The following is a 16,264-nucleotide window of genomic DNA, read 5'->3' as shown; positions in this document are numbered from 1 at the left end:
CTACTCACCCGCCTTCTTGCTGCTCTTGGTGTCCTGGAGGTGCTCCCATGTCGCCTTGGGCCACGCCCTTGCCTCATCGCCCTCGCCGACGATGTAGGCGTCGTCGGTCTCCTCGGTCACCTCGACGCCGTCGACGACGGTGACCTTCCCGGCCTCGACGAGCGGCCCGTCGGCGCGGCCCACGCGGCGGTCTTCACCGCTGATGTTCTTGAACCTGGCCACTCGGGCCCTCCCTCTCAAATGCGGGTCTTGACTGCTACCTGGAACGGGATGCGGCAGGCAACGCCGTCGTGCCACTGCGCCTGCTGCAACGAGCCGGCCGCGACTGCCACGACGGTCGGCGGCGGCAAGCCCAGAGATGGGTCGGCTCGGAGCGCGTCCTCGGCCGCGGCCAGCAGCGCGAAGGCCCGCTCCCGTACCGGCCGCACGGCGGTGGAGCCACGCCAGGCCAGCACGGCGCACGTCACGGTGAAGGTCTCGTCCCGTGCTCGCTGGCCGATCGACGCCCACTCCTGCGTGAACTCGACAGCCTGGCCGCCATCGCCGTCGGGGTCGCCGTCGTAGCCGACGAAGACGGCGTCCGTGACGGGGCTCCCGGTCACCGGAGGGCCGTCGAACACCTTGACCCTGTCGAGGGCGGGGGCGGAGCCGAATAGCGCCACCAGGGCGTCGAGGACGTCCGGGACCCGGGACGTGGCCATCAGGCGATTCCCGAGATCTGCTCGCCGAGCAGTTCCTGCGCCCGCCGCGGGATGCTGAACCCGAACCGCGGGTCGTACACCTCGTCCGAGCCGCCGAACCTGGCGCCGCCCATCGTGCCGCGCTGCGTCTCCCACAGGTGCTGCAGGATGATGAGCGCCGCCTGCCGCACGTTCGGCGGGATGCTGGTCCGCCCCGCCACGTACGAGACGGTGAACGGGCCGACCATCCTGGCCCGGTCGAGCCGGCGCACGATCCCCGTCGCGGCGTCGAGGGCGAGGTCTGCCACCGCCTGGTCGGTGCTGCCCAGCTGGATGGCGGTCACCGAGGTGAGCGAGAGCACGGGGGTGTGGTTGAGCGCGATCCCGTACCCGCCGACGTGCGTCTCCACGTGGGCGGCCCGGGTGAGCGCGCCGGCGTGCCGCTCGCAGATCGCCGTCACCGACCGGATGAAGCCTTGGATCTCCTCATCGTCCGCCGTGTCGCCGGGGTCGATGTTGAGCTGCCGTTTCGCCTCGGCCAGCGACAGGATGCCGCTCTCGGCCCACAGGCCGGCGACCTCGAAGACCTCCTCGTCCGCGCCGTCGGGGCCCACGGTGACCCAGCGGGCGATGTGCCGTCCGGCTTGGGCGGAGGTGTAGTCGTAGTGGTAGAGGCCTGTCCCGTCGTTGACGGGGACGAGCGGGCCTGTGGTGGTGTTGTCGGGCAGGAGGATCGTCAGCGTGATGGCGCTGGGGCTGACCAGCGCATCACCGACACGCACCTTGGTGGTCAGCCGGGCCGCGGCGCCGAAGGCGTACGTGCTCACGCCTCACCTCCGAATGTAGCCAGCGGTTGATCGGAACTGGTCAGCGACGCTGCCGGGCCAGATGCGGTGCCCATGCGCACGACGGCGGCGGAGCTGGAGGACAGGATGACCACGCCTTCGATGACCGGCGCGCTGGTCAGCTCCATCCAGCCGGCCGTGATGCGGCCGCGGAATCGCAGGGCCGGAACGCCTCGACGGCCGTGGGCCATCGAGGGCGCATACGGCGGCGGGAGCGGCGGTACCGCTTGCGGCCACGGCGGATGGACGATGCAGTGGCGTCTGCGGGCGACCGCCGACCGGCGCCGACCGGCGAACCGCGGCGGCCGCGGATCGGCGGCCCACGATGGATGTGAGAAGCGGCCGCGACGCGCCGGGCCGGCCGGCCGCCGCCTGGAGACGGGGGCGGGAACGCCGGGCACCGGCGCCGGGCAACTCGCGACCCTGCCGCGCGGCGCGGGAGCGGTCGGCCGCCGCGTGGACAGCATCTGCGGCAGCCACGCCACGAGCGGAGGTGTCGCCGCCGGCCAGGGCGGCGCGGTGAACCGGCCGCGCCGGGCCGCGGCCAGCCGGACCGGCTCCCGGACGACCCGCGGCGGCATCGATGGCGGCGGTACAGGCGCGGGCGCCGGCGGCACCCAAGCGAACCGTCCACGCCTGCCAGCGGGGCAGCGGGTGGCTGGTCTTCCGGTCTCTCGCGGCGGGAGAGGCCCACCCGGAGGGGCGGCGGTGACGCGCGCCGGGCGTCGCGCCCATGGGCCGAGCCGGGCCGCGGCCAACCGGCGGACCACTGCCGGGAGGTACGGCGGCGGGGCGGCCGCTGCGGGGAGGGGAACGAACGTGACCCGTCCGCCGCGGCGGAGCAGCCCGACCCGGGAGCGGGCACGGACGACCCGCGGGGCCAGCGTCGGCGGCTGGGGGGCGGCTGCCGACCACGGCGGGCTGGCGAACTCGCCGCGACGGCTCCTGGGGTGACGCCAGCGCCGCGACATTCAGCCCCCTTCAGTCGAGTGCGTGCACGCCCGCGCAGTCCGACCAGACGGAGTTGACCGTGAACTGGACGTCGCTGTCGGTGCTCGTTGCGGTGATCGCCCCGTTCTGGGCGACCGCCCACACGAAAGTGTCGAGCACCTCGCCGCGCTCGCCGTACCCGGCGGCGGTCAGCACCTTGTAGGCCAGCACCTGCCGCTTCTGGTAGGCGGCTACGGTGAGGCTGTCCTGCGCCTCCCCCGCGATCAGGACGGCTGCCGTGATGGCTGCCATCCGCACGCGGTTGCGGAAGTCAGGGTTCTGGGTCAGAGCGACTTGGTCAGCGAACGCCACCTACTCCTCCCATTCCACGCTGAGCACGTACTTGTGGCTCGCCGGGAGGGCGTTGTCCCGGTTGATGAACGCCAGCCCGTTCGCGGTGCCGAGCGTCACGGCCCACTCCTCCATCAGCTCCCACGGCAAATCGGCGGAGCTCTGCGTGTTGAACGCGATCCGCCACTGGTCGGCCGAGGAGTTCGTCGGGGCCGCCGAGTAGCCGGTGTTCCACACCGCGCCCGCGGCCGCCGAGTTCGGGTCGAGCTTGGCCGGCGTCATGCCCGCGGTGGGCGTGGTGCCCGCGCTGGTCACCCGGTTGATGCCGACGACCACTTGCTGGCTGGTCGGCACGCCGGCACCGGCGACACAGCCGATCGTCACGCGGCGCAGCTTGTAGCCGGTACTGGCGCTGGCCATCAGCCAGGCGAAGCCGGTGTCCACCGCCAGCGCGGCCGACGATTCGACCTGGGCAGCGTATCGAGCCATGGGACTACCTTTCGGGTCAGAAGAAGCCGGCGTACTGGCCGGTGAAGTGGGGGGCCCGGTCGGGGGCGTCGGCTAGGGTGCTGGGGCTGTTGCCGGGGGTGCCGTTCCAGCTCGCGCCTGGTGATCCGCCGTCGAAGTAGCTGCCGAGGCTGGCCGCCTGCTCGATGAGGCACATCGTGTAGTCGGTGGTGTTGACCGCGTAGTTCTCGCCGGTCACGACCAGCCAACAGGATGCGGTCCCGCTCGGCGCGGTGCTGGTCTGGGAGATCCTGGTGATGTTGCCGGCGGGCGCCGAGAAGCCGGAGTTGGCCGTGCCGACGCTTCCGCCGCCGCCGTCGAGGAACTCGATCCAGACGGTGCCGTTGAGTGTGAACGTCTGCGGCCTGAGGTAGACGCTGACGGTGTACGCCAGGCCCGCGCTGGCCGCCCCCGTCGGCGTGGTGATGTACGACCCCGCCAAGTACCGGGCCGCCCACTGGCGGGCGAACCCCAGCACCGTGACATCGGTCCTGGTGGGCGTCCCGTTGCCGCCCCAGCCGGTCGCGTCGTTGGTCAGGCAGGGGTTGGTGCACAGGTTGACCCTGGTGGCCACGGTCCTGCCTCAGACCAGGTCGCCGGTCACGTTGAACGAGAAGCTGGGGGTCGTCCCGGACGGCGCCGCCCACTGCAGCCGGACGTACCGATCCAGCCCCGAGAACGACTTGTTGTCGCTGCTCACAGCGGTTTTCGCGGCGAACGACCCGACCGTGTACCAGCTGCTGCCATCGGCGGACGTCTGCACGTTGACTGTGAGACTCGGCGTTGTGCCCGACACGGCAGTGACGTTCAGTTGCAGTCGCAGCGTGTGCCGCGCGCCCACCTCGACAGCGGCGGTGTTACCGGCCCCGGTGACGCCGGTCTGGGCCGCGCCGAGAACACCGATGCTCCCGGCGCGGACCAGCCTGCCGTCCGTGTTGTACGACACGGCTACCGACCGCCCCGCCGGCCGCGGGGAACTGCCTTCTCCTGCGGCGCGGAGACTGCATTCTCCTGGCCCTCGTGCACGTCCTCGCGGGTGACGCCGAGCCGGCGCAGTTCGGCGTCCACTGCGGCAACGCGTTCCTCGCGGTCGTATCTGGCGTAGCCTTCGCGCTCGCGCAGCAGCGCCTTCACGTACGCCTCGTCGGGGGTGTCCACTTCGATGTGGTCCACGCCGCCCGTGCGGACGCTGCGGACCGGCACTTGCTCAGGCACGGCGCGCTCTCCCTTACTTGCTGGTGTCGGTCTTGCGTCGGGTGACCTTCGGCTTGGCGTCCGAGGTGTCCGGCGTGTCGTCGGATGCCTCGTCGGTCTTCTCTTCGGTCTTGTCGTCGATCCACTCCGTCACGGCCTCGTCGCGGTCCTCGACGGTCTTGCCGGAGTAGTTTTCGGCCCGCTCGACGGCCTTGGCCCGCTCGGCGTCCGGGGTTGGGCCAGGGGTGGCCAGCGGTGCGCCGTGCACCGTTGACCCGGCGGCTGCCCGGTCGGCGGCGGCGCGCCGGTTGTCCTCCAGCTGCTTGATCGACTGGGGGGTGCCGTCGGGGGTGACGTAGCCCTCCTCGCCGGGCCGCGGCCAGTCGTTATCGTTCTGCTGCTCGGCGGCCTTTTCGGGGGTCGGCTGGACGTTGTCGGTGTCGGACATGAGTCCCTCCCACGGGGTAGTGGTGTGGTGCGTGCGAGGTCCCGGCCGGACCTGGGTGGGGTCCGGCCGGTCCGACGGGCCTAGAACGTCGGCGCGATCATGCCGGTGCCGGAGATGACGCTGATCGCCTTCGGGTACCGCTCGGAGTGCAGGGCGGCGTAGTTGTAGAAGCGCAGCAGGACGCTGAGCTGGGCGGCCAGCGGCTCCCGGAACGTCTCCGACCGCGGGGTGCCCTCGAACAGGATCACGTCCGAGCTGCGGGCGATGACGATGCGGTCCTCGTTCGTGCCCGCACCCAGGTTGACCGGGATGTTGGGGTCGACGAAGACGGGAAGACCCTGCATGCTGCCGACGAACCCCTCGGAGTTGACGTCACCCACCGCGGCGAGCACGTTCTGCGGCGCCCCAGCGACGGGGGTGACCAGCGGGCGACCCGCGGTGTCGAGCGCGGACAGCAGCCACGCCCACCGCCGCGGGTGCATGAAGATCACGTCCGGCGGCATGAACCGCTGCGTGTGGATCTGCTGAATCGCGTCCGCGATCTTCGCGTACAGCTCACCCGCAGTCGGGGACGCGTCCGTGTAGGTGACGGCGTTCGCGCCAGACACGTTCAGCAGGCCCCGCTTGTTCGCGGCGTTGTTGCTGATCACGAACGTGTCGAGCTTGACCGCGTAGTCCGCGGCCAGGTCCGCCAGCAGCACATCGTCCATGTTGATCGGCGACTGCTCGATCAGCTGCAGCGACACGACCTGCTGACCGGCGATCGTCGCGACCGCGGCGGTCACGCTGTTGGTGGTCGCGTCGGTGTTCTGCACCGCGGTGTTCTGCGTCGCCTGCTCGGCCACCGCCGTACCGGTCGCCAGGCGCGGCAGATTGATCGAGTCAGTGCCGGTGGGGAGCGCCATCTGCCGCACCCGGTTGGCGATCACACGTGACGCCCGGGCGAGGCCGATGTACTCGTTCAGCATCCACAGCGGCGGCACGAACTCGCCGCCGGCGCCGTCCGTGGTGGACAGGGCGCGCTTCTCCAACTCGGCGGACACCTCGCGGCTGTTGCGCACCAGGCGCTCGGTCGCGTCGCGGCTGCCGAGAAGCTGCGCGCGCACCAGGTCGCGGAAGTAGCTGTTCTGGCCGCCCTTACGGTAGGTCTCCGGCTCGGAGATGACCGTCACGGTGGGCCGCTCACGCTGCTCGCCAGCCTGCCCGTACCGGGCGGCCAGCTCGGCGTGCTTGGCATCGCGCCGCTCAGCCTCTTCCGCCTCGGTGATCCGACCGCGCATCTGCTCGATCTCGTCGTCCTTGGCCTTCACCAGGTCGCGCTTCTCAGCGAACGACGCGGTCTCTTCGTCGTTGAGGTCACGCTGCTCGGCCCGCGGCGCGGTGAGCACGCCGTCCAGGTCGGCCTTCAGCGCGGCCCTCTCCTCCAGCAGCTTCGCGAGCTGCTGCTTCAGGAACTCCAGCATCGGGAGTCCTCCTTCGGATTGATCAATTGCGGTCTGCCGCGCATGGCCAATCCGCAGGTGGACGGCGGGTGGTGCCCTCACGGGCCCGGCGCGCTATCCGGCGTGCGGCGGTGCGAGCGAAAGATGGAAACGCCTGTAGAAGGCTGGTGGGGTCAGGCCGACTTGCGCTGTCTGCAGTTCAGGCAGGTCGGTCCATCGCCTCCGGGCCTATCGCCACAGGAAACGCAGGGGGCGACGCGACGCAGATGCCTTGGGAGCTCGTACCATGCACGTTTGCGCGCCTTCAGCGAGGCGTCGCCGCTGTATGTCTGGAGCGGTCGGCCGATGTTGGCCGTCCGCTCCTCGATCGGTTTGCCACGGTCAGGGTTGTGCTGCTGGTTGAACGGCGGCCGGAATCTGCGGATGAGATCGGCCTCACGTGCCAGCGCCTCGTCGCGGTTGGGGTAGTGCTCGATAGTGCAGCCAGTGGTCAGCGGCCACCAGGGCTTGGATTCGGCGTGCTCGTGAGTGCGTCGGATGCCTCGGTCGGTCACCCCGATGTACAGCAGGGCGCCGCCTGCGCCGAAATACTGGTAGACGCTGGTGGCACTCATCCGAGGAGGGTGGCCTCGGCCTCGTACAGCGACAGCGGGTGCCGCCGCTGCGGAGTCTCAGGAACGGCTGGCGCGGGCGCGAAGCGCTTGCCGAGCCGCTCGTACAGGGCGCGGGCCTCGTCGTCGCCCATCCGGTCCAGGTCCAGCCCGCGCATCGCCACCGACGTCTCCGGGTTGGCGCCGAAGTTCACCACCGACACGTCGCCACGGTGCAACGACACCTCGGTGATGTCGCGCTGGTCATAGTCCGGGGACCACTGCTGGCGTACCACCCTGAACGCGAACGACATCTCGTCCACGGCGCCGTCCTCCAGCGCGGTGAGCATGTCGCGCACGTCGCTGCGGACAGGGTTGACCTCGGCGCGCATGTGCAGGCCGTGCTCGTCCTCGCCGAGCGCCAGCGTGCCGGCCTTGGTGTAGGCCATCGACAGGCCGCCGTGGTTGAGCAGCAGCTGCACCTGCGGCTGCTCCGCCAGCGTCTTGGCGAACGCCCCGTTGCGCACGACCTCGGTGTAGGCGCCGAGCATGTCCCACATCTCGTAGCCGGCCTCGGTGATCGAGGCGTATCCCTCGACCACGGTCGGGCCGCCGGCCTGGGCCCGGACTTCGAGCTGGACCGGGAAGGCGCGGCGCTCGGGGCCGCGCGACTTGGCGCGCTCGCTGAGATCCACGTCTACTCCTTGGTCATCGGGTCGTCCACGGCGGTGCCGTCGAGCTGTTGAAGCTGGTCGATCTGGCGGGGGGTGAGCGGCGGCCGGTCTTCGAGCTCGCGCGCCTCGTCCTGGGTGCCGAACTTGGCTCTGATGGCGATGGCGTGCGCCCGGTACCGGGTGAGCAGGTCCGTGCGCAGCAGCGCCCCCCGGTTGAACTTGACCCGCTGCGGACGGGGCAGCAGCCCGGACAGGGCGCGCTCCAGCCTGGTCAGCCACGGGTCCAGCGCGTAGATGAGCAGCTGCAGGTTACGCTGCTCGATGTTCTGATAGGTCAGCGATCCGCCGGTCTCATAGCCGAGGATCTCAGCGATGCCCGGCCCGAAGATGCGGCAGCACTCCGCGCTGGTCATGTTGTTGGTCTCCAGGAACTGCGACTCGTTCGGCGCGATCTGGATCGGCTGATACGCCCAGCCGCCGCCGAGCGTCACCGGCTCCCGCCGCCCCTGCAGCGCGGCCATGAACCGGGCCTTCGCCGTCGTCGCCTGCCCCTGGTCGATGTCCTTGTCCGTGGTCAGGACGCCGGTCGGATGGGCGCCCTCCTCGAACCACTGGGCCCCGAACCGCATCGCGGCGATGCCCGTTCCGATCGTCAACGCCTGGAAGGCCACCGGGCTGAGCCCCTGCAGCCGTCCCGGGATCGAGAACACCCGCTTGTGCCACATGTCGGCCGTCGGGACCTCCTGGCCGGCGGCCCGCCAGTGCACGGCGCCGTTCTTGACGTCGCGCCAGCCCTGGACCATGTCCGGGTGCTGCAACACCAGCTGGGTCGGGGTTCCGCGGCGCGGGTCCCGCTCGCCGACCAACCCGTACACGTTGCCGCGCAGCAGGCTGGAGGCCATGTACTGCCAGATCCAGTCCTCCAGGCCGTACCCGTCGCCGCCCAGATCGGCCATCCACGACGGGATCGGCCTCTCCTGCTTGTCCGGCCCGTCGCCGGTGTAGTTGTCCAGCGGCAGCATCGCCGCCGTCCCCGCCAGCAGGCTGACGCTGGCCCACACCGCGACCTTCTGCAGGCTCGCCTCCGCCTGCGACAGATCCACCCGCGCGTACGACGTGCCCAGCGACGAGTTCGGCGGGATCGGCGGCTCGACACCCCACGCTCGGCGCTCCGGCCGCCTCGGCGCCCCGAACAGCAGGCTCACGACCGCTCCCGTCCGGCCCGCGCCTGCTCCCACACCCGGTCGGCCAGCAACAGCACGCCGGCCGCGATGAACCCCGCCGGCCGCCACCACAGCCACGCCCCGTACGAGACGAGACCGAGCCCGGCCAGGCCCGGCAGCACCTGCCCGACCGTCCGCAGCATCGCGCCCGCAAGTTCCGCCACGACTCCGGCCACGCGAGAGAGCGCGCTACGCATGCAGCCCCCTCACCAGATGTTGTCCAGCGGATTCGACTCCGGAGGTGCCGTCTCATAGCCCCACAGCGCCAGCGTGAGCGCCACCAGCGGGCTGATGTCGACGTGCACGCCGCGGCGCGCCCACGCCCACGCATCGCCCAAGGTGCGCTTCTCAGCGCCGGCCAGCGCCGTGTTCACCGGCGCCTGGTCGAGGTGGCGCAGCTTGGTGGCCCAATCGTCGTCGGCGTCCTTCGGCTTCACCACCGCGTCGTACAGGCCGCCGCACGCCTGCGCGTGCTCGCGCGCCGACACCGCGGTGACGGTGACGCCCGCCGCCTCCAGCGCGGTGATGAGCGACCCGGCCGGGCTGGCCGGGTCGACCACGAACGCGACCGGCTTCCACGCCTTCACTAGTTCGGCGGCCCGGGCCACCACCCAGTCCGTGCCGGGCCGGTGGTCCAGCACCTCACGGCCGGTGATCTCGGCGTGCAGCAGGCCATCCGGCCGCCGGCCCGCCGCGGCGATCGCCGCATACTCCCGGTCCGGGGCGACGTCGAGCGCGAACGCCACCCGGCCAGCGATCTGCGACACCGGATCGGCGACCGCCGTCCAAGCCGCCTGCGGGATGACCGTCCACTCCGGTGTCAGGTCCGGCACGTGCTGGCACAGCACCTCGGTGCGGAAGATCGGCTCCGGGTCGGTGGCCAGGGCCGAGGCGATCGCGTCCTCGGTGATGGTGTAGCCCAAGGACGGGTTGGCCTGCGCCCACGCCGTACGGTCCTGCAGGCGACAGTCCAGCAGGTGCTGACCATCAAGGCGCCCGCAGGTGCACTTCACATCGTCCGGCGCCGACCATTCGAAGTGGCCGAGCGCCAGGTCGGCGCCCGGCGTCTCGGCGGCCGCCCGCCCCTGCTTCTGCAGCTCGTTCAGCACCACCGACTTGTCGTCGCCGGCATTGGAGAACGCCCACACCTGCGGGTTGGGCCTGGCCATCGTCGTCTTGGAGACCGCCCCCCAGGCGTCCCACGTCTGATGCTCACGCAGCTCGTCCAGGTTCACGTCATCGCCAGACAGGCCACGGCCGCCCCGCCGCGACGCCGCCGCGATCTTCCACCGGGAGCCGCCGGCCAGCCTGATCGCCTTCTTGCCGTTCGTCCGGTCGACGTGCGCCACCTCGGCCGCGAGCTCCGGCGTACCCTCCACGATCTCCACGGCCCTGTCCCACGACTCTTCGGAGATGTCGAGGTTCTGCGCCGTCCCGATCACCAGGCCGACACCGAGAACGAACATCTTCCACAGGTTCTTGACCTCGACGATGGTCGTCTTGCCGTTCTGGCGGGCAATCAGCACCAGCACGGTGCGGAACCGGAACTTGCCGTCCCAGCGCAGCTCGTGCGCGTGGATGAGCAGCCACCGCTGCCACGGCAGCGGCCGGATCCCGATCACGTCCTGGCCGAACTCGACCGCCGAGAACCCGCTCGAAGTGGCCGGGGTGAGCGCGCACCCGCAACCGCACGGCCCAGGAGGGCCCGTCACGAGCGGCGGCGTCCAGATTCTAGGGGTCGTGCTCCCCAGCAGCACCGGCGCGGAGCTGTGCAAGACGCCCCCCGATCGGCTTGTCACCCTTCATCGCCTTCCGCGCCGCCGGCGTGCCCCCGAGGTCGCGCAGCACGCCCTGCAACTGCGGCCCCAGCCAGCCGACCGTCTTGGTGACGTCGCACATCGCCTCCAACGCGGCCAGCCGCCGGTAGATCGACACGTCATCGGCGCCGGCCGCCTCCCGCCGGACCTCGGCGAGCTCGTCCGCCCGCTCGATCGCCTTCTCGATCTCCTCCGCCTGACGCAACGCAAGCGCCTTGATCGCCTGATCGGTCGGCGTGAGCCAGTCCATCGCCTCGACGGCCACCTTGACCGCGTCACGCAGGTCAGGGGCGCGCTCGCGGGGCTCCGGCGACGGAACGGCGGCGAGCTTGCGTCGGCGAGGGGGCACGCGGGCACCTCCGGCGGGGGTACGGGGCTCTGCGGGGGGAGAAAAAGGGCGCCTGTGCGCGGGGTCTCCCGGCTGGTCTGATCAAAAACTGTTGCCGCAGGTCAGAGCACTGCTGCCGCGTTTTCGCAGGTCACCAGCGTCTTGAGGTGGGCGCCTGCGGCTGCGCTGCGCGCGCGCCTTTGACCTGGTTGCACTTGATGCCGCAGGTGGGGCAGCCCTGCACCCCGTGGGCGGGCTTGAGGTATCGCTTGTCGCGCGGGTCGAGGCCGAGCCGTTCGAGTTCAACGAGCGGCGGGTCGTGGTCGACGTCGCCTGCCTGGTCGTGTCCGCACAGCCAGCATGTGGTGCTTGCGGCCAGCACTTGGGCTCGTACTCTGCGCCATGGCCTGCCGGTGCGGCCCTTGCTGCGGGGCATGTGCCCTCCAGGCCCGTACATGGCGAGGCCCGGCGCTCCGGCCGGGCCGCTTCTCGGGTTGACGGGCCTGGGCCGTGGGGTGGCTGAGGCGACACGTCAGGTGAGTTATCACTGAGGATGGGCCATTATGGGCGTCTTTGGCAAGCGGCCGGTTCCGCGCTGGTCTGCCAGCTGGTCGAGTTCGTCGCAGTCCCACAGCAGGTTTCGGCCATCTCGGTGGACGGTGATTCGGCCTTCAGCATGCCAGCGGCGGATGGTCCGGGCGGGGATCTGGTAGAGCAGGGCGGCGTCGGCGGTGCTGATTCTGGCGTTCATCTGCGCCCCGTCCTCCTGCGGCGTCGCCGCGCGTACTTGCTCTTCATGGTGCTTCGTAGCTGGCGGTCGGCTTCGGCGACCTCCTGCATCTGCGGGGCGATCCGGGCGAGAGCCTTGAATGCCTCACCCACGTTTCGCATCGCCTGCTCGAAGGCGGGCGTCATCGCGTTCAGGTACGTCCGCATGTGCTCGCCGAAGATCAGGCTGGCCTGCTGCAACCTCTCGACGTCGATCGACGCCATAGCGGGCGGCCTGGGTGGTTCGGCGGTCCATGTCATGGAGTCCTGGCTGCCGTACCAGGTGATCACGTCGTCGATCTCGGTGAGGATGTCTCGGCTGCTCACCCGGCCATCCTCCCTCGCTGGAGGCGCCGCCCGTACCGGTGCCACTGCGTTGTGTCGAGTTCGAGATCGCAGCCGTCGCACCAGATGACGGACGGGGTGGGGTCGTCGTCGCGCCGCACGGTGGCGCGCAGGATGCCGCCGCACGGCTCGTCGTCCACGGGCTCGATGCACCGGACGGGCAGCACGAGCGGCAGCCTGGCGGGGTCGATGATGCTGTACGCGCGGCCGACCTGCTCGGCGAACATGTCCTTGAACGCTCCCGCGTTGGGGTGGGCGGCGAGCCAGTCGGCGTGCCGTTCCAGCCACGCGCATTGGGCTCCGGGGTTGGGCGGCGGCCCAGCAATGCCTCGCTCTACTGAGACGAGCGAGGTGATCGATCGCAGGTCGTGGCGCGTCTGCGCCAGCCAGTCGCCGGCGCGGGTGTTGTAGGGGAGCGGCGGGGTTCGGCTGCCGGTGACGGGCGGCGCCGCGGTGTCGCGGCCGGTGGGGAGTTGGGCCAGTACGTCGGCGTGCAGTTCGGGCAGGTCGCGGATGTGGCGACCGAGCGCTATCCGGCATCCGGGGCACAGGTTGAGGCCGTCGGCGGCGGCGCGGGGCCGGTCGGGCTCGTGGCGGTGGCGGGCTTGGCAGAGGACGGGCTGGGCTGGGCGGCGGGTCATGGAGCCCTCCGGTGTCGTGCTGCTCGGCTGGTGCTATCCGTGGTAGTCGGGGTTCTGTTGGTCGATGACCCACGCCTCGTACTCGTCGGCGGTCATCTCGTCGGTGTCGGGCGTGCGGGTCATCTGACGCGGGTCCTGGTCTTGGGGCACTTGGTGCACTGCTGGGTGATGACGCGGCCGATCCGTTCGATGGTGCGCCAGCGGTGCCGGAGGTGGATCACCGTGACACCTCCGCCATGACCCCGAGACGATCACCGCTTTGCGGCCGTTCACTCCGGAACGCTCCGGCAAGAACAGGAGAGAACCCTCCAGGTGGCCCCAGGATGCACGCTGACGGACTTTCGACCCCGTTCGGGAGTCTCTGGACGCCCCTCCCCCACGAAAGGCCGTCAGAGACGATTTCAGCGCTTCGCCCCGCATCCATCAGAGGCCCTTCGTCGGAGACCACGCCATGTCCACGAACCGGGAGTAGTGGAGCTGGTGCGCCACTGTGATCGTCGCGACGGGCCCGTTGCGATTCTTGGCGACGATCAGGTCTGCCTCGCCAGCGCGAGCCGACTCGTTGTCGTGGGCGTCCTCACGGTGCAACAGGATGATCACGTCCGCGTCCTGCTCGACGGCGCCGGACTCGCGCAGGTCCGACGGTTTGGGCCGGCCGTCGCTGCGCTTCTCCGCCTCCCGGTTGAGCTGCGACAGCAGCACGACCGGGACCTCGAACTCGCCTGCCAGGAGCTTCAGGCCGCGCGACAGCATGGCCACCTCCTGCTCGCGGTTCTGCGCCTTCGGCGGCGTCATCAACTGCAGGTAGTCGATGACCACGAGCTTGGCCCCGCCCTGCCGTGACAGGCTGCGCAGCGTCGCCCGCACGTGCTCCAGCGAGCAGCCCGACCGGTCGTCAACGACCAGCGGCGCACCGGAGATGCGCGTACCGGCCTCCACCAGCCGCTCCAGGTGGCCCTGCTCCACCCGGTTGGCGCGGATCGCGTGCAAGCTCACCCCGGCCTCGGCCGACGCCATGCGCTGCAGGACCTCGCGCTGGCGCATCTCCAGCGTCATCAGCACGCTGAGCTGACCGTCCCGGATCGCCGCCTTCCGGATGATGTCGACCGCCAGGGTGGACTTGCCCACCGACGGCCGCGCACCCACCACGATGAGCTGGCCGGGCTGGAAGACCGTCAGCAGGTGCGCCAGGTCCTGGAACGGCGGCACCACGCCGGCGGGCGCGGGCGGCGGGCTCTCCAGGTCGTCCAGCAGGGCGGCCATCTCGCCGCTCACGTCGAACTCAACCCGGTCTCCCGGCCGCACCGCGGCCTCGTCGATCAGCTTGCGGATCAGGTCCGGGTCGGCGTCGTCGTCCCACGCCGGGCTCTTGGTCACCTGCTGGCCGCGCTGGCACGCCAGGTGGAGGCGTCGCCGCCGGGCGTCGGCCGCCACCCGGCGGGCGTGGTACCGCCACGAGCCCCCGACGGCCGCGTGCTGCATCAGCGTGTGCAGGTACGCCCCCGAACCGACCCGCTCCAGGTCGCCGGCGGCGGCGAGCACGTCGAGCACGGCCGTCGGGTCGAGCGGGCGCCCGTCGTCGGCCAACGTCGCCGCGGCGGCGTAGACGATCCCGGCCGGGCTGTAGAAGTCCTCATGCGTAACGATCTCGGCGACGTCGTCGAGGGCCTCGCGCCACTGCATGGCCGCCCCCACGACGGCCATCTCGGCGGCCACGATCCCCGGCGACGGCGCCCATCCGTCCACGGTCAGCTCGTCCGCGGTCATGCGGTCCTCCGGCGGTCGGCGCCGGCCATCTGCACGATGGTGACGTGGTCGGACATCCGGGAGGAGACCCGCTCGCCCACCAGGGACCGCAGATCGAGCTGATTGCTGGTGAGGATGGTGGGCCGCTGATCCTCCCACCGCGGGTCGAGCAGGGCGCCCATCTGGTCGGAGTCCCAGTCACCGATCCGCATCGAGCCGACGTCGTCGATGGCGAGGATCCCGGCGGCGGCGAGCCGGTCGAGGGCCGCCCAGTCGACAGGCGGCGCGACGAGCCGCTGCAGCCGACGGGCCGGCACGATCTCGACGCGGCCACGGTATCCGGCGGCCACCATGCGCTCGGCGAGCGCCCACACCGACCAGGATTTACCGACCCCGGTGTTGCCGACCATCACGAGGTTGCCGTACTCGCCGACGGCGACCTTGTCGGCCCAAGCGGCGATTTCAGGGTGGAGTTCGCCCGGGTTGGCATAGGCGGGTGGCCGGGCGGCGCGCAGCTTGGCGAGGCGGTGCTGGGCCTGTTCGGCGAGCCACTGCTCGTAGGGATTGCTCATAGGATGACCTGCCCATTTGCGATGTCGTCGGCGGTGGGGAGGGGGGCGCGGGATCCGCTGCCGGGCGCGAATCGGCCTCCGCTCGGGTCTTGGCTCGTGGTGCTGCTCATGCGCAGCAGCTCGCGCGGCAGGTCAGCGAACCGCTTGCGCCCGGCCGCGGTGGCGGCCTCGATCAGCCGCTCGGGGTCTTTGCCTTCGTCGAGGAGTTCGCGGGCCTGCCGCCCGATCTGGCCGATGAGCCGGCTCGCGGGTCGCTCGCCGGTGGCTGCTTGGACGCCCTCGATCCAGGCGGCGACGACATCCCCCGCGTTGGCTGCCGTCTCGCGCTCCGGCGCGGCAGCGCCCGCCGAAGGCGGAACGGGAAGGGGTCTAGGGGGAAGGGGAACCACTACCTTCTCACCGTAACTACTCCCCTTTCCCCTGGGCTCGCTCGGAACCCGCTCGGAAGGGGTTCGCGAACCCCTTCGGGAACCCTTACGACCTGCGGCGATAACGGCTTCTCCAGAGGAGGCGTTACCTGACACGCCGAGTGTCGAGTCCTGACTGCCACCATGTGGAGTCGCGGTCTCTTCCGAGGCCCCGGAAAGGGGTCTGTAAGGGGTTCCGTTACCCCTTCCGGAAGGGGTTGGCGAAGGGGTTCCGTCGCCTGTTGTCTTCGCCAGATCGCCAACGAGCTCCTCGTGCACCCGCCGCGAATCCCCCTTTATCTCAGCGACGGGGAGGCGGCGCAGCTCGTCCAGTAGGACCGCCTTGATGACCGGCGACGACAATGCCCTGATCTGGTCGGCCGCCGCCTTGAACACGTTGGGCTGGGCGTACACCTTGTCCCGTCGCATCAGGGAGCGCACCAGCAGTTCCTCGGTCTCGTCGTCGATGACGACGAACCAGCGCTCGGCTAGTAGGTCAAGGTCGGCGCGCACATCCTCGACGGTCATGCCGGCGGCCCCGCGCGACCAGCGACGCTCCCGCAACGCGATCACTCCGCAGTGCTGCAGATCCTGCTGCGAGATCAGGAACATGTACATGCGCTGCGGCCTGGGCGGGAGCGCGAGGAAGTCGTCGTCGTTCCAGATGGATGCGAAGAGCCGGGCGTGATTGCGGGCCATCTGACCTGCTCCAGGGGGTCTAGTCGTCGGTTCTGACTCGGAGCGGGGCCTGTATTC

General features: G+C 70.7%; 24 protein-coding genes. All 24 read right to left on the bottom strand.

What is annotated here, in order from left to right:
• Positions 1-222: a hypothetical protein gene (locus ACNF49_RS14150; protein WP_482943946.1), complete on the bottom strand. Its 222-nt coding sequence runs from the start codon at positions 220-222 to the stop codon at positions 1-3.
• 14 nt (positions 223-236) lie between these two features.
• Positions 237-701, bottom strand: coding sequence for a hypothetical protein (locus ACNF49_RS14145; protein ID WP_482943945.1), 465 nt, complete (start codon positions 699-701; stop codon positions 237-239).
• Positions 701-1,507 carry a head-tail connector protein gene (locus tag ACNF49_RS14140; RefSeq protein ID WP_482943944.1) on the bottom strand — a complete coding sequence of 269 codons (807 nt, stop codon included), beginning with the start codon at positions 1,505-1,507 and terminating at the stop codon, positions 701-703. The genes ACNF49_RS14145 and ACNF49_RS14140 overlap by 1 nt, the downstream gene beginning before the upstream one ends.
• Positions 1,504-1,653: a hypothetical protein gene (locus tag ACNF49_RS14135; protein WP_482943943.1), complete on the bottom strand. Its 150-nt coding sequence runs from the start codon at positions 1,651-1,653 to the stop codon at positions 1,504-1,506. The genes ACNF49_RS14140 and ACNF49_RS14135 overlap by 4 nt, the downstream gene beginning before the upstream one ends.
• A gap of 853 nt (positions 1,654-2,506) precedes the next feature.
• Positions 2,507-2,767, bottom strand: coding sequence for a hypothetical protein (locus tag ACNF49_RS14130; protein WP_482943942.1), 261 nt, complete (start codon positions 2,765-2,767; stop codon positions 2,507-2,509).
• A gap of 60 nt (positions 2,768-2,827) precedes the next feature.
• Positions 2,828-3,295, bottom strand: coding sequence for a hypothetical protein (locus tag ACNF49_RS14125; RefSeq protein ID WP_482943941.1), 468 nt, complete (start codon positions 3,293-3,295; stop codon positions 2,828-2,830).
• Between the two features lie 16 nt (positions 3,296-3,311).
• Positions 3,312-3,887, bottom strand: coding sequence for a hypothetical protein (locus ACNF49_RS14120; RefSeq protein WP_482943940.1), 576 nt, complete (start codon positions 3,885-3,887; stop codon positions 3,312-3,314).
• Positions 3,888-3,896: 9 nt separating this feature from the next.
• Positions 3,897-4,259, bottom strand: a complete 363-nt coding sequence (locus tag ACNF49_RS14115) for a hypothetical protein (RefSeq protein WP_482943939.1) — start codon at positions 4,257-4,259, stop codon at positions 3,897-3,899.
• 2 nt (positions 4,260-4,261) lie between these two features.
• Entirely contained in the window at positions 4,262-4,528 is a 267-nt protein-coding gene (locus tag ACNF49_RS14110) for a hypothetical protein (protein WP_482943938.1), read from the bottom strand.
• A 13-nt stretch (positions 4,529-4,541) separates the two neighbouring features.
• The gene (locus ACNF49_RS14105) at positions 4,542-4,955 is read right to left on the bottom strand and encodes a hypothetical protein (protein WP_482943937.1); all 414 of its coding nucleotides are present in this window, start codon (positions 4,953-4,955) and stop codon (positions 4,542-4,544) included.
• A gap of 80 nt (positions 4,956-5,035) precedes the next feature.
• Positions 5,036-6,418: a phage major capsid protein gene (locus ACNF49_RS14100; RefSeq protein WP_482943936.1), complete on the bottom strand. Its 1,383-nt coding sequence runs from the start codon at positions 6,416-6,418 to the stop codon at positions 5,036-5,038.
• Between the two features lie 152 nt (positions 6,419-6,570).
• Positions 6,571-7,011 (bottom strand): GIY-YIG nuclease family protein, encoded by a 441-nt coding sequence (locus tag ACNF49_RS14095; RefSeq protein WP_482943935.1) that lies wholly within the window; start codon positions 7,009-7,011, stop codon positions 6,571-6,573.
• Complete coding sequence (locus tag ACNF49_RS14090; protein WP_482943934.1) at positions 7,008-7,682, bottom strand: HK97 family phage prohead protease; 675 nt, start codon at positions 7,680-7,682, stop codon at positions 7,008-7,010. Before ACNF49_RS14090 ends, ACNF49_RS14095 begins: the two co-directional genes overlap by 4 nt.
• 2 nt (positions 7,683-7,684) lie before the next feature.
• Positions 7,685-8,866 (bottom strand): phage portal protein, encoded by a 1,182-nt coding sequence (locus ACNF49_RS14085; protein ID WP_482943933.1) that lies wholly within the window; start codon positions 8,864-8,866, stop codon positions 7,685-7,687.
• Positions 8,863-9,081: a hypothetical protein gene (locus tag ACNF49_RS14080; protein ID WP_482943932.1), complete on the bottom strand. Its 219-nt coding sequence runs from the start codon at positions 9,079-9,081 to the stop codon at positions 8,863-8,865. Before ACNF49_RS14080 ends, ACNF49_RS14085 begins: the two co-directional genes overlap by 4 nt.
• A 9-nt stretch (positions 9,082-9,090) precedes the next feature.
• Positions 9,091-10,596 carry a terminase large subunit domain-containing protein gene (locus tag ACNF49_RS14075; RefSeq protein WP_482943931.1) on the bottom strand — a complete coding sequence of 502 codons (1,506 nt, stop codon included), beginning with the start codon at positions 10,594-10,596 and terminating at the stop codon, positions 9,091-9,093.
• A 19-nt stretch (positions 10,597-10,615) separates the two neighbouring features.
• On the bottom strand, positions 10,616-11,050 hold the full coding sequence (locus ACNF49_RS14070; protein WP_482943930.1) for a terminase small subunit: 435 nt from the start codon (positions 11,048-11,050) through the stop codon (positions 10,616-10,618).
• A 130-nt stretch (positions 11,051-11,180) separates the two neighbouring features.
• The gene (locus tag ACNF49_RS14065; protein ID WP_482943929.1) at positions 11,181-11,465 is read right to left on the bottom strand and encodes a hypothetical protein; all 285 of its coding nucleotides are present in this window, start codon (positions 11,463-11,465) and stop codon (positions 11,181-11,183) included.
• Between the two features lie 108 nt (positions 11,466-11,573).
• Positions 11,574-11,780 carry a helix-turn-helix domain-containing protein gene (locus ACNF49_RS14060; protein WP_482943928.1) on the bottom strand — a complete coding sequence of 69 codons (207 nt, stop codon included), beginning with the start codon at positions 11,778-11,780 and terminating at the stop codon, positions 11,574-11,576.
• Entirely contained in the window at positions 11,777-12,124 is a 348-nt protein-coding gene (locus ACNF49_RS14055) for a hypothetical protein (RefSeq protein ID WP_482943927.1), read from the bottom strand. Before ACNF49_RS14055 ends, ACNF49_RS14060 begins: the two co-directional genes overlap by 4 nt.
• Positions 12,121-12,783, bottom strand: a complete 663-nt coding sequence (locus ACNF49_RS14050; RefSeq protein WP_482943926.1) for a hypothetical protein — start codon at positions 12,781-12,783, stop codon at positions 12,121-12,123. The genes ACNF49_RS14055 and ACNF49_RS14050 overlap by 4 nt, the downstream gene beginning before the upstream one ends.
• A gap of 423 nt (positions 12,784-13,206) precedes the next feature.
• Entirely contained in the window at positions 13,207-14,550 is a 1,344-nt protein-coding gene (locus tag ACNF49_RS14045; RefSeq protein WP_482943925.1) for a replicative DNA helicase, read from the bottom strand.
• Positions 14,547-15,101: an ATP-binding protein gene (locus tag ACNF49_RS14040; protein ID WP_482943924.1), complete on the bottom strand. Its 555-nt coding sequence runs from the start codon at positions 15,099-15,101 to the stop codon at positions 14,547-14,549. Before ACNF49_RS14040 ends, ACNF49_RS14045 begins: the two co-directional genes overlap by 4 nt.
• Entirely contained in the window at positions 15,098-16,207 is a 1,110-nt protein-coding gene (locus tag ACNF49_RS14035) for a hypothetical protein (protein ID WP_482943923.1), read from the bottom strand. The genes ACNF49_RS14040 and ACNF49_RS14035 overlap by 4 nt, the downstream gene beginning before the upstream one ends.
• Positions 16,208-16,264 lie beyond the last annotated feature (57 nt).

It is taken from the genome of Actinomadura sp. ATCC 39365 (assembly GCF_054392275.1).
This window is presented reverse-complemented; position numbering and strand designations above follow the sequence as displayed.